This window comes from Gemmiger formicilis (assembly GCF_016901605.1).
Classification (GTDB): Bacteria; Bacillota; Clostridia; order Oscillospirales; family Ruminococcaceae; genus Gemmiger; species Gemmiger formicilis_B.
Window position 1 is genome coordinate 1 of the sequence record NZ_JACJKP010000080.1, and the last position, 12351, is coordinate 12351.

The window sequence follows — 12351 nt, forward strand, 5'->3', positions numbered from 1 at the left end:
GTCTGGCCCGTTCCATACAGGGAGCTGGCGTCACTGCCTTCTATCACCAGGCCCGCAACGGTAAGCCATTTGGAGTTTGCCGCCAGCCAGATCAAATAACTGACCAATGCCACAAAGGCAGCGTCCGCCTTACGCTTTTTGGCAAGGCTCATGGCAATACCCACGCAGAAAAGGATGCCCAGGTTTCCAATAACGGCACCCACACCGCCGTTGATAAACTGCCCCACGGTCCAAAGGATACCGCCTTCGGTCACAATGGATGTATTGGACATGACAGACGAAAGGGCCTGAATCATACCGGCAAGCGGCAGAAAAAGGACCGGACCCATCAAAGCTTTGGAAAAGTTTTGCATGGCGTCCATGACTTTTGTTTTCATTAGCTTTTCTCCTCACTGTTTTTTGGTAGTACCTGCCTGTTCAGGATTTGGCGCCTTCCTGATTTACGCTTCGATTATATCCAGATTGCACAAATTATTCAATATATATTGATACATTTTGAACATGTTCACCGCTTTCGAAACATGTTTCACTTTTGAAATCTCATCGGCAGCTTTGCATCCCGGGGGGATTGTTGTATAATTGAAAAAACGTTATTATTCATCATTCCGGGAGAAGTTCATGAAGCACGATCTTTATAAACTGGCAGAACAATATCATCTTTCCAACTCAGAACAAGCGCTGCTGCAGGCTGTTGTGGAGGCTGCAGACCAAAACGCCCAGTACAGTGTGCGTGAATTTGCAGCCCGGAACTACACTTCGCCCGCAGCCATCATCCGGCTGAGTAAGAAATTGGGATATACGGGATACACAGACATGGTGTACCGCCTGCAATTTCTCCTTCAGAACGAGATCAGCAACCGGACCCATGCTTCCCACATCACCTCTTTTATCGGCGAAATTCCTCCGGAACAGATTCATTCTTTTCTGGCGCTGCTTGCCAAAAACCGGCAAGGCCCCATTTTGATTACCGGGACGGGTTTCTGCGCCCCTTTGCGGGATTTTCTTGTTCGCAAACTGCTCGTACTTGGTTACCACGCCATTGGAACCAACAGCTATGAAGTCTATGAAAACAACGCGCTGCAGGCCAAGTTGGTCATAGCCATCAGCAAAAGCGGCACCACCGATACCATTGTCAAACCGGTACAGGATGCCCGCCGCCTTGGCATGGATGTGGTCGCTTTTACCGGCGGCCAGCACTCCCCCATTGCCCAGCAGGCTGACCCCGCCTTTATTCTTCTGGACGACAAAATTCTGGATGATCGTAACCTGACGGCCAACTATTTTTATGCCCGCGTGTTGATTTTGTTTGAGTACCTTATGGACCTGAGCCTGGACCCTCGCGATACTACCGGGGAAGCCTTTCCACCTGCGAATCTGCCGTGAAAGTTTTGCGCCTTATCAACCGGGCAGCTGCATCCGTACACTCTTAAAAAGCTCTTGTTCCTGTGCAAAACCGCCAAAAACCGCCGCAGCTTTTCTGCATAATGACGCACAAACAATCCGCAAGCGGGTATATTTTGATTTAGAAAATTCAACCGGCTTGTTACGGGAGTACATTTGTATCGTTCAGGCAAGACCTGTAGTCACAGCAAGGGCATTGCTGTAACTATCGGAATGCGCCGGTCCTTACGGGACCGGCGTATTTCTGTGTGGAGCAACCCATTCCAAAGATTGCCCCCCCCTTTTACCCCAAAACGGCTTGCAGAACGCAAACAGAAAAGATTCCGGATTTATGACCCTGGAATGCTTTCAAAGGATTGCCCCGTGCCTTCCTTCGCGATATAATAAGACGCGCATTGTCCTTACCTATTCTGAAACTGTTCGGGAGAGCCAAACCTATGACCAAAAAAATCCTTTTCCCTGCCGCCCTGCTGGTCTTTCTGATTGTCCTGGCCGGATGCGGAACTGAATCCCAGCCTGTTTCCCTTTACGAAAACTCCGACAACTGGGTGTACCTGGAGACCGCCGAAACCGCAGCTGCCGATGTGTTTTTTATCTGCCCCACGGTATATGGCGGCACCGATGACAGCTACAATATGTCCCTTGAGGATACCGCTTCCAAAGAAGCCTTTGCGGGGGCCACCAACATGGAAAAAGGCATCTACGACGAAGATGCCCGGTTCTTTGCCCCCTACTACCGGCAGGCAGGCCTGAACGTGTATGAGCTGCCCCCGGAGGAGCGGGAAGCCTATCTTTCCCTTGCTTATGAGGATATCAAGGAAGCCTTCACCTATTACCTGGAGCATTACAACCAGGGCCGCCCCATTGTTCTGGCCGGTTTTTCCCAGGGCGCGGATATGAGCATCCGCCTTCTGAAAGATTGTTTTGCCCGGGAAGAAGTAAACGATCTGCTGGTGGCCTGCTATGCCATCGGCTGGCGCATTACAGAGGAAGAGCTGGAAGAATACCCTCATCTGCGGTTTGCCGCCGGGGAAACGGATACCGGGGTGATTATTTCCTTCAACAGCGAAGCCGAAAGCGTAACGGATTCTCTTATGATCCCCGCCGGGACCCGCACACTGGCCATCAATCCGTTGAACTGGAAAACCGACAGCACCCCCGCCTCCCGGGAGGAAAACGCCGGTGCCTGTTTTACCGATTACAGCGGTTCCATTGTGACCGAGATTCCCCATCTGACCGGCGCTTATATTGACCCGCAGCGGGGTGCCCTGAAGGTCCCGGATGTATCGCCGCAGGAGTATCCCCCGGTACTTTCCATCTTCTCCGATGGCATCTATCATCTTTATGATTACCAGTTTTTCTATCGAAACCTGCAGGAGAATGTAGGGGTGCGGATCGACGCTTACCTTTCCCGCTGACCCTAACCCATGTTCTATTTTGCGCAGAATCCGCTCCCGCTCCGCATGATGAAGAACCCGGAAAACGATGACCGAAGGTTCCGATGATTGGGCCCAGCCAAACCGGCAGATTTATCCAGCTGGTTCTGTTCTAACAGGAAAAACCGCCGTTCCCCGGCAAAGGGAACGGCGGTTTTTCTATTGCTGTCGGTTTTGGGAGACAGTTCAGTTTTTGGCGGCTACGGCCTTGGTGGAGATCACGTCCACGCCGGTGCCGGCAGCATCGGGCAGCAGCACGTCGCCAATGGCGATGGGGGCTGTGGCTTCCACCGTTTTGAGGGCGGCGGCCACTGCAAAGATCTTATCCTTGGGGATATCGCTGCGGGTCTTGCAGGACACCATGGGAGCCGCCCCGCCCTGTACCCGTACCGTGCTGGTCACAATGCGGGTGGGATGAGTGACCTCCTTGCGGGCGTAGGCATCGCCCCGGGGGCAGGTATTGCCCCGCACCGCCGTGACGGTGTCGCCGTCACGCTCTACCTCCAGCGGGCAGCCCATGGGGCAGCCGATGCAGATGAGTTTGATCGTTTCCATCGTTATGCCTCCTCCAGCGTCACGGTCAGCTGCGCCGCGTCGGCGTGGGCACGCAGCACATCACCCTTCAGCAGCACGGTCTCCATCTCGCCCGGGGCCAGCACCGGCCGCTTGCGGCTGAAGATGCAGGTATCCCCGGCGTAGACCGCCACCTTCTTGTTCTTGTACACATTGGCCACCCGGAACCGCAGGGTCACGGTATCTCCGGCACAGGCGGGGCGCAGGGTGGTGGGGACCGTGTACCGCACACCGTTTTCACACCGCACCGGCAGGGTGCGGGTGTCCGCCTCCTGCTCGCCGCCCAGAATGTACGCCGCAGCGTGGGCACCGGCGGCGGAAGCCTCTTCCGAAACAAAGTCCACCAGATCATGTACATGCAGCACGTTGCCCGCCGCAAAAACGCCGGGGATGCTGGTTTCCAGGCTCTCGTTCACTGCGGGGCCGCCGGTCACCGGGTTCAGGTCCACCCCGGCGCCGCGGCTCAGCTCGTTCTCCGGCAGCAGACCGCAGGAGAGCAGCAGCGTATCGCAGTCAAAATGTTCCTCGGTGCCGGGCACCGGTTTGCCGTTTTCCACCCGGGCGATGGTGACCCCTTCCACCCGTTCCTTGCCCTGGATATCCACCACCGTGTGGCTCAGTTTCAGGGGGATGCCGAAGTCGTCCAGGCACTGCACAATGTTGCGCTTCAGGCCGCCGGAATAGGGCATCAGCTCCGCCACGCAGAGCACCTTGGCCCCTTCCAGCGTCATCCGGCGGGCCATGATCAGGCCGATATCGCCGGAGCCCAGGATCACCACCCGGCGCCCGGGCAGATACCCTTCCATATTCACCAGCCGCTGGGCCGTGCCTGCCGTATAGATGCCGGCGGGGCGGTAGCCGGGAATGTTCAGCGCACCGCGGGGCCGCTCCCGGCAGCCCATGGCCAGCACCACCGCCTTGGGGTGCAGCTGGAACAGGCCGTCCTCCCGGTTCATGGCCGTAACGGTCTTATCCGCCGCCAGGTCCATCACCATGGTGTTCAGTTTGCAGGGAATGCCCAGTTCCCGGGCTTGTTCCGCAAAACGGGCAGCGTACTCAGGGCCGGTGAGTTCTTCCTTAAAGGTATGCAGACCGAATCCGTTATGGATGCACTGATTCAGGATGCCGCCCGGTTCTTTATCCCGTTCCAAAATCACAAGATCCTGCACGCCTGCTTTGCGGGCAGCGATCGCAGCCGCCAAACCGGCCGGACCGCCGCCGATGATCACAAGGTCTACGTTTTTCATGGTTTACGACCTCCCTCAGTACACGTCCTTGTTGGTGCCCACAATGATGCGGGACCCGCCGCCCGACTTGGTAACGGCGCTTTGCTCCACACCCAGTTCCCGGGCCAGGATCTCCATAACGCGGGGGCTGCAGAAGCCTGCCTGGCAGCGGCCCATGCCGGCCCGGGTGCGGCGCTTGACACCGTCCAGGCTGCGGGCACCGGGCACCCGGTGGATGGCGTCGATGATCTCCCCTTCGGTGATGCTCTCACACCGGCAGATGATCTGGCCGTAGGCGGGATTGTGGCGGATCAGCTCGTTGCGTTCCTCCATGGGCAGGGTCTTGGGGTCCAGGATGCCCTTGCGGGTGGGGTCAAAGGCAGGGTCTTTTTCCAGGCCCAGGCTTTGGGACACGATATCCGCCACCATGACGCCGATGGCTGGGCTGCCGGACAGGCCCGGGGATTCGATGCCCGCACAGTCCACGAAACCGGGGGCGATCTCTCCGATGAAGAAGTCGTGCCGCAGTTCATGGGCACGCAATCCCGCAAAGCTGGTGATGGTCTGGCGCAGAGGGATGTCCTTGACGGCCAGCCCCGCCTTGGCGCGCACTTCGTCCAGACCGGCTGCGGTGGTGGCGGTGCCCTCCTTATCCTCAATATCGATGGCCGTGGGGCCGATGAGCAGGTTGCCGTGAACAGTGGGAGTGACCAGCACGCCCTTGCCGTATTTGCCCGGCAGCTGGAAGATGGTATGGCTTACATGGTCCCCTGCCGTGTGGTCCAGCAGGAAGTAGTCGCCCCGGCGCGGGACGATGGTCATGGGATCGTCGGGCTGCACCATATTGTGCAGCTTGTCCGCATAGACGCCCGCGGCATTCACCACGCACCGGGCTTCCAGCGGGCCGCGGTCGGTTTCCACCCGCCAGCCGTCATCCAGCCTGGTCAGGCCGGTAACGGTGGTATCGAACTGGAATTTGACGCCGTTTTTGGCGGCGTTTTCCGCCAGGGCGTAGGTCAGCCCGAAGGGGCAGACGATGCCGCCGGTGGGCGCCCACAGGGCAGCCACCGCCTCGTCGGCAATATGGGGTTCCATGGCAACCAGCTCGTCCCGCTCGATGATGCGCAGCCCTTCCACACCGTTGGCCACGCCGTTCTCATACAGTTTTTGCAGGGCCGGGCGGTCCTCCTCGTTGATACAGATCACCAGGCTGCCGCACTGGTCGTAGGCAAAATCCAGTTCTTTGGCCAGGGCAGGCATCATTTTGCTGCCTTCCACATTCAGTCTGGCCATCAGGCTGCCGTGTGCCGCATCATAACCGGCATGTACAATGGCGCTGTTTGCCTTGGTGGTGCCGCAGCAAACGTCCTCTTCCTTATCGACCACCAGAATATCTGCCTGGTAACGGGAAAGTTCCCGGGCTGCCGCGCAGCCCGACACCCCGCCGCCGATGATAATGATATCGTACATCGTCTTTCTCCTTTTCAACCATCGTCTTTGGCCCAGTTATAGGCACAGCGTACCGCTTTGTTCCAGCCCTTGATCCGCCTGGTGCGTTCCTCTTCCCCGATGGCGGGGGTAAAGGTCCGGTCCACCGTCCAGTTCTGCACCACATCCGCCGTGGAGTTCCAGTACCCTACGGCCAGGCCCGCCAGATAGGCGGCCCCCAGGGCGGTGGTTTCCACACAGCGGGGGCGCTGTACCGGCACGTTGCTGATATCCGCCATGGTCTGCATCAGGTAGTTGTTGGCGGAAGCACCGCCGTCCACCTTCAGGGCTTTCATGGGGATGCCGGAATCCGCTTCCATGGCGTGGAGCACGTCGTTCACCTGGTAGCACAGGCTGTCCAGGGTGGCGCGGATGATGTGGTTCTTGTTGCAGCCGCGGGTCAGGCCCACAATGGTGCCCCGGGCGTACTGGTCCCAGTGGGGGGCGCCCAACCCCGTGAAGGCGGGCACCACATAGCAGCCGTTGGTGTCGGGCACTTTCAGCGCCATATACTCGGAATCCCGGGATTCCTCCACCAGGCGCAGCTCGTCCCGCAGCCACTGGATGGCGGCGCCCGCCACGAAGATGGAACCTTCCAGGGCGTAATGGACTTTGCCGCCCAGGCCCCAGGCAATGGTGGTCACCAGACCGTTTTGGGAAAAGACCGGGGTTTCGCCGGTGTTCATGAGCATGAAGCCGCCGGTGCCGAAGGTGTTTTTCGCTTCCCCCGCGCCGAAGCAAGTCTGCCCGAAGAGCGCCGCCTGCTGGTCCCCCGCCGCACCGGCGATCTTGATCTCGCCGCCGAAATGCATGGGGTCGGCATATTCGTAAAATTCGCTGTTGGGCACCGGCCTGGGCAGCATATCCCGGGGAATATCCAGAATCTCCAGGATCTCATCGTCCCAGTCCAGCGTGTGGATGTTGAACAGCATCGTCCGGCTGGCGTTGGAGTAATCCGTTACATGGATCTTGCCGCAGGTCAGCTTCCAGATCAGCCAGGTTTCCACCGTGCCGAAGAGAAGCTCCCCTGCCCGGGCCTTCTCCCGGGCGCCTTCCACATTGTCCAGAATCCATTTCAGTTTGGTGGCGGAAAAATACGCATCGATCACCAGACCGGTTTTCTGGCGGAACTTTTCCGTCAGGCCCCGGGCTTTCAGTTCGTCGCAGTATTCGCTGGTGCGGCGGCACTGCCATACAATGGCCCGGTAGATGGGTTCGCCGGTGTCCCGGTCCCACACAATGGTGGTTTCCCGCTGGTTGGTGATGCCGATGGCGGCGATGTCCTCGGCCCGCGCGCCGATCTGGTTCATGGCGGACAGAGCCACACCCAGCTGGGTAGTCCAGATCTCGTTGGCGTCATGTTCCACCCAGCCCGGTTTGGGGAAATACTGGGTAAATTCCTTTTGTGCCACACTGCACATATTCCCCTGCCGGTCGAACAGAATACAGCGGTTGGAGGTCGTGCCGGCGTCCAGCGCCATGATGTATTTTTTCATTTAGATCTCCTTCAGGTATATATACAGTAAGATGCATTTTTGATGGGAGAAATAATATTGTCTCCGATTTCACTCCCAAAGATTGTCCTTAGCAAAAATCACATCTCCACAAAAACTCTCCTCGGTTATTCCTACGAGTTCCGGATCCAATCCTCTGGCGGAAAACACATTTTTAACTTTTCCTTGAAAAATGGATGTCGGCACACCACGATATTTCCCGAGCAGAACACCTTCCACTGCTTCTAAAACCCCTTCAAAGCAGGAAATTGGTAGCTCCCCGCTCTTATGGCAGTTGAAAATTTGTTGAATCTCCGCCTTCCTTTCGTTGATTCTTATCAAACTTTTAAAAAAAGTTTCCAACGGCAAAGATGAATATTTTCTGCCAGCATTAGAACATTGTTCTGGTATCGCCAGCAAGGGCTGTGGTCCACAGTTATCCCCCGAAAACAGTATCTTTTCTTCCTTATACAAAAAGGAAACACTTCCCGGGGAATGTCCGGGCATAGCAATCGTTTCTAGTGTCACGCCTCCCAGATCAAAAATTTCTCCATCATGTAATGGAATGATTTCTGGCATCACCGTATCCGTTGTTAAACGCTCATGGTGGTCAAACCAAATCTTCTTTTCGCAAAGCAGGTTTTCAACCATGGATTCTACCTCTTTGGCCGAATACAACTCCAGTAACCCCTGGTCATCAGGATGAAGGTGAACTTCATCAAAAAGACAATTTCCTCCTACATGATCAGGGTGGCCATGCGTATTTAACACAATACAAGGACGGTCCGTCACCGCGGAAACGAATTTTCTCAAATCTCCAATCCCATATCCACTATCGATCAACGCCGCACGATGTGTTCCCAAAACGAGGTAAAAATATTCATTGGTTATTCCCATGAAACTATTAACACGAATTATATTTTTTGCAACTTTTGAATATCGAAATGCAGATAGCATAAGCTCCTCCTCACGCCATACAAGCCCTCTCCCTTTTTATCGCACCACTATTATTTTTTCCCTCATCGTTCAGTGTCCCCAAAAAGCTATTTGTAAAAAAGTTCACTGACCACAACAGACAACGGCCCAATGTAGCCAATCTTGTCACCCAATGAGGAGGATACGATATAATTTTCATCATAATAAGGGTCATAGTGCTTACAGGCCTCAATAAAGTGCTCCATAAAATGCGGCAAACGAAACATATCGCCATAAACAATCAATCGGTCTGGAGCCAGCATAGTCAAAATTGCCCCGACAACCCCTGCCAATAGCTGAATTTTCTCATCTACCACTTTCCAAACAGCAGGCTCGTCCAAAGCAAGCACCTTTGGCAAGGTATGCACTGTAATCGCTTTTGGATTTCCCTGCACCATTTCCCAAAGCAGGGGAGTATTTTCCTGGGAACAGAGTTCTTGGATACCCGAAACTATCGGATGTGTAGAAACCTTCGTTTCCAAACACCCGCGGCGTCCACATCTGCACAATTGACCATTTGGTTCCACCCGTACATGGCCTATTTCTGCATTTTTAAAGGCACCGCTTTCATAAATGGAACCATTTGTAATAATTGCAGAGCCTACACCCGGTCCCCACTTTAGAAACAACAGGTTCTCAAGTGTCTTACCATGCCCAAAAGTCAATTCTGCCTGTGCAAACGCCCGGACATTATTTTTCAAAAGAATCGGGCAATCGAAATACTCTTTCAAGTATTCACAAACAGGTACAGCATCATCCCAAATTCGATAAGCCCGATAACTTATCCCTTCTTGATGATTAACTGCCCCCGGCACCGAAACACCAACTCCTAAAAGTTTGGATCGTTCAACGCCTGCTTCCCAAAGCAAAGCCTTTCCCCTCTCTGCCACTTGTCGAAGAAACAGTTCTGGAGCCATATCACAGTTCGTAAGTAGTTCTTTGGAAGCATAATGCTCCCCACCCAAGTCACAGACAGAAATTATTGTGAACGGCAACTCAATACTTATTGTGAGTACATATTTGTATCCATAGTTGATCCCAAGCAGTATTTTCCGGCGACCCGCACGATTCTGCTGTGGGCTTTCCCCTTTTTCAACAAGGACTCCTTCATTCAGTAACTCTGCACACAGCATCGTAAGCGTCGCAGGTGTCAGCCCTAATTCCAGCGCAATGTCTTTTCTCGACATCAAACCTTGGGTGTTTAAGAGTTTTAAAATAGCTTCGATATTTTTACTCTTTACGCTTTCCATGTTAATGCCCACATACGCCATAGTAACCACTCCTCATTATCAGGAATCCAAAATTGTCACTTTCTGAGTTTAAGTATACTAGGCATAAGCAAAACAAGCAAGGTTCACGCCTTAACAGCCCGACTCTTTTATCACCGCTTTGAGCCGGGCTGTTCTATTTGCTTTTATTAAAGGCGGTAAACAGCCACCCCCAACATGCGGCCGAACTTTTCCAGTTCGTTGGCAACGGCACCATATACCACAACGTAGTGCGGTTCCCAACCGCCCTTGACCGTACCGTACACCACATCCTTGGCGTTACCGTTGGTTCTGACTACCACAGAGGTACCGTTGAACTGCTTTGGCTTGTCCAGCGCCGCGCCTTCCGCAATAAATAAGCGGAAGCTGCCGTCCGGTTTGCGGCCTACCCGGAACAGGGTGACCTGCTCACAGGCTTCGCAGCCGAAATCCATGACCGGGCCGATTTTGCGGTTGGGGTGTACGCCTACCCGGGCACCGGTATCCTTGCGGGCCAGGTTGCAGGCTGCCATGCCGCAGTGCCAGAAGGTGACGGTGCCTTCCTTCTCGTCCATCGAGACAGGATCGCCAAAGAAGCACGCCTTGCCGGTGAGCTGGCTGCCGATAGGCAGCGTCATGCCAGTCGTATTCCTTGCCGGGCAGGCTGATCTCCACACAGCCTACCACGCAGTAATCCCGGGCCTCTTCCAGCGACATGCCTTTGCGCATCATTCCCTTGATGGCGGGGCCGTCGTTGAACAGTTTGGGGTGGCCGTACCCGGCGCGGATGCATTCCACGGCCTTGATGCGCAGTTCTTCGGGGGTGCCCTCATGCATACGCACACAGAGCCAGGGGTTCATCATGCGGGTATGGGCCGAAGCCTCCAGCAGCAGCATGGTCAGGTCGTTGGTGGCGTCGTTGCCATCCCGGTCCACACCGCCCACCGTCAGGCTCTCGCCGCCAAACCCGCGGCCATTGCGCAGGGCCATGCTGCCCGCGTCCTTGAGTTTGGTTGGATTGTTCAGCTTGACATACTCGACTTCGATGAGTTCCAGGGCAAAATCCTTGGTGATGACATGGTTCTTCATGTCGGCTTCGTAGTAGGGGTAGAGCCACTGGTCCATCCGCCCGTAGGAGATGGAATGGCCGTTGGACTCCACGCAGATGAGCATGGTGGCAAAGTTGAACAGCTGCAGGGCCTGCCAGAAGGTTTTGGGCGCACCGCCCGCCACCGCACGGCAGTTTTCGGCAATGGCGCGCAGTTCGCCACGGCGCTTTTCGTCCGTTTCCTTGCCGGCCATCTCGTCAGCCAGGGCCGCATAGCGGGCGATATACTTTTTCACCGCGCTGTGCATGATGATCATGGCCCGGTAAAATTCCCGCTTGGTCACAAACTCGTGGTCGTGCATATCCAGGTTGGCCAGTTTTTCGTTGGCCTGTGCCAGCAGGCCGTCAAAGCCCAGCCGCATCAGACGGGCATAGTCAATGGCCAGGTGACCGGTGCCGGCGTAATGGTAGAGGTTCGTCTGGAAGATCTTCTTCCCCGCTTCCGATTCCTTCAGCTGGTCATCGTCCAGACGGGTATTGATGTAGTCGTCCAGCGTGCGGCCCTGCCACCAGCGGCAGAGGTCCAGAATTTCCTGCCGCTCGCTGTCGTTGCGGATATAGAACTGGTCGTGTTCCCGCTCTTCAAAGGGATGATGTTCGATCTCGTCGATGATCCAGTTCACCGAAAATTCGGGGTAGATGGGGGCGGACTTTACCGGGGAAGCGATATCGCCCACGATCAGGTCGTCGTCATAAATATAGATGCCGCAGTTTTCCAGTACATGGGCAAAGGCGTAGGCCGCCTGCAGCTTTTGGGGTGCATTGGGGTGGGCCTTGTAGCTCTCGGTGACCAGCCGCAGCCGTTCCACGTCGATATCGTAGCCGCGGTCCAGGAAATCCTGCCGCAGTTTATTGATGCGCGGATAGGGGGACCAGTCCTCGTGATGGACCTGATAGCCCAGACAGTAGGTCTTGTCAAAAGGCTCGGTGCCGCAAGCCGTGGTGTGGATGTTGCCCATATAAAATGCCTCCTTGTAGATTGTAGGAACGGTTCAGGTTTTTTCTTTGGTGCCTACCAAACAGTGGATGCCCCGGCCGTTGAAGTATGCCGCGATGCCCTCCACTTTTTTCTGAAATGCTTTGCGCTGCAGCCGTACCCCTTCCATGGGATACGGAATCCCCAGGGACTTGTACTTTTCCTCCCCCAGGCGCATAAAACTCAGCAGCTGCAGGGTGCGGACCTTGCCGCCCAGTGCGTTCAGGATAAAATCGGCACTGGCACGGATGTTTTCCTCGTCATCGTTGACACCGGGGATCACCGGGATGCGCAGGATCAGTTCCCGGTCCTGTGCGGCCAGTTTTTGCAGATTTTCCAGAATCAGTTCGTTGCCCACGCCGGTGTATTGGCGGTGCAGCGCGGAATCCATCTGCTTGATATCGGAAATCCATAAATCGGTATAGGGC

11 protein-coding genes and 1 pseudogene are annotated in these 12351 nt (G+C 55.4%); 2 read left to right on the forward strand and 10 right to left on the reverse strand.

The genetic code is table 11. The features are described from left to right. Positions 1–377 (reverse strand): PTS transporter subunit EIIC (locus H6B10_RS07845; protein ID WP_204651083.1); only part of this gene is annotated, 377 nt, incomplete at its 3' end. 241 nt (positions 378–618) lie between these two features. Between H6B10_RS07845 and H6B10_RS07850 the strand changes: the two genes are divergently transcribed. Together H6B10_RS07850 and H6B10_RS07855 are read left to right on the forward strand one after the other, a co-directional pair. Continuing rightward, positions 619–1383, forward strand: a complete 765-nt coding sequence (locus H6B10_RS07850; protein ID WP_204651084.1) for a MurR/RpiR family transcriptional regulator — start codon at positions 619–621, stop codon at positions 1381–1383. Between the two features lie 455 nt (positions 1384–1838). Next, complete coding sequence (locus H6B10_RS07855) at positions 1839–2819, forward strand: DUF3089 domain-containing protein (RefSeq protein ID WP_204651085.1); 981 nt, start codon at positions 1839–1841, stop codon at positions 2817–2819. A gap of 204 nt (positions 2820–3023) precedes the next feature. Here the strand turns inward: H6B10_RS07855 and H6B10_RS07860 are convergent, their stop codons facing one another. The 9 genes and pseudogenes from H6B10_RS07860 to H6B10_RS07900 all read right to left on the reverse strand — a co-directional run. Further along, positions 3024–3392, reverse strand: a complete 369-nt coding sequence (locus H6B10_RS07860) for a DUF1667 domain-containing protein (RefSeq protein ID WP_204651086.1) — start codon at positions 3390–3392, stop codon at positions 3024–3026. Positions 3393–3394: 2 nt separating this feature from the next. Continuing rightward, positions 3395–4657 (reverse strand): NAD(P)/FAD-dependent oxidoreductase, encoded by a 1263-nt coding sequence (locus tag H6B10_RS07865; protein ID WP_204651087.1) that lies wholly within the window; start codon positions 4655–4657, stop codon positions 3395–3397. 15 nt (positions 4658–4672) lie between these two features. Then, complete coding sequence (locus tag H6B10_RS07870) at positions 4673–6106, reverse strand: NAD(P)/FAD-dependent oxidoreductase (protein ID WP_204651088.1); 1434 nt, start codon at positions 6104–6106, stop codon at positions 4673–4675. A 14-nt stretch (positions 6107–6120) separates the two neighbouring features. Then, entirely contained in the window at positions 6121–7620 is a 1500-nt protein-coding gene (glpK, locus tag H6B10_RS07875) for a glycerol kinase GlpK (RefSeq protein WP_204651089.1), read from the reverse strand. Between the two features lie 69 nt (positions 7621–7689). Continuing rightward, positions 7690–8574: an MBL fold metallo-hydrolase gene (locus H6B10_RS07880; RefSeq protein WP_204651090.1), complete on the reverse strand. Its 885-nt coding sequence runs from the start codon at positions 8572–8574 to the stop codon at positions 7690–7692. Positions 8575–8660: 86 nt separating this feature from the next. Further along, positions 8661–9863: an ROK family protein gene (locus tag H6B10_RS07885; RefSeq protein WP_204651091.1), complete on the reverse strand. Its 1203-nt coding sequence runs from the start codon at positions 9861–9863 to the stop codon at positions 8661–8663. 146 nt (positions 9864–10009) lie between these two features. After that, complete coding sequence (locus H6B10_RS18000; protein ID WP_243427308.1) at positions 10010–10294, reverse strand: hypothetical protein; 285 nt, start codon at positions 10292–10294, stop codon at positions 10010–10012. Beyond that, positions 10269–11906, reverse strand: a complete 1638-nt coding sequence (locus H6B10_RS07895; RefSeq protein ID WP_243427309.1) for a pyruvate formate lyase family protein — start codon at positions 11904–11906, stop codon at positions 10269–10271. Before H6B10_RS07895 ends, H6B10_RS18000 begins: the two co-directional genes overlap by 26 nt. Before the next feature lie 33 nt (positions 11907–11939). Further along, positions 11940–12351: pseudogene (locus H6B10_RS07900) on the reverse strand (glycyl-radical enzyme activating protein); the annotation flags it as partial.

Coding starts and splice junctions, on each gene's coding strand:
- H6B10_RS07850 (WP_204651084.1), top strand. CDS start 619: ATGAAGCACGATCTTTATAAACTGGCAGAACAATATCATCTTTCCAAC.
- H6B10_RS18000 (WP_243427308.1), bottom strand. CDS start 10,294: ATGGATTTCGGCTGCGAAGCCTGTGAGCAGGTCACCCTGTTCCGGGTA.
- H6B10_RS07895 (WP_243427309.1), bottom strand. CDS start 11,906: ATGGGCAACATCCACACCACGGCTTGCGGCACCGAGCCTTTTGACAAG.
- H6B10_RS07860 (WP_204651086.1), bottom strand. CDS start 3,392: ATGGAAACGATCAAACTCATCTGCATCGGCTGCCCCATGGGCTGCCCG.
- H6B10_RS07870 (WP_204651088.1), bottom strand. CDS start 6,106: ATGTACGATATCATTATCATCGGCGGCGGGGTGTCGGGCTGCGCGGCA.
- H6B10_RS07885 (WP_204651091.1), bottom strand. CDS start 9,863: ATGGCGTATGTGGGCATTAACATGGAAAGCGTAAAGAGTAAAAATATC.
- H6B10_RS07865 (WP_204651087.1), bottom strand. CDS start 4,657: ATGAAAAACGTAGACCTTGTGATCATCGGCGGCGGTCCGGCCGGTTTG.
- H6B10_RS07855 (WP_204651085.1), top strand. CDS start 1,839: ATGACCAAAAAAATCCTTTTCCCTGCCGCCCTGCTGGTCTTTCTGATT.
- H6B10_RS07880 (WP_204651090.1), bottom strand. CDS start 8,574: ATGCTATCTGCATTTCGATATTCAAAAGTTGCAAAAAATATAATTCGT.
- glpK (WP_204651089.1), bottom strand. CDS start 7,620: ATGAAAAAATACATCATGGCGCTGGACGCCGGCACGACCTCCAACCGC.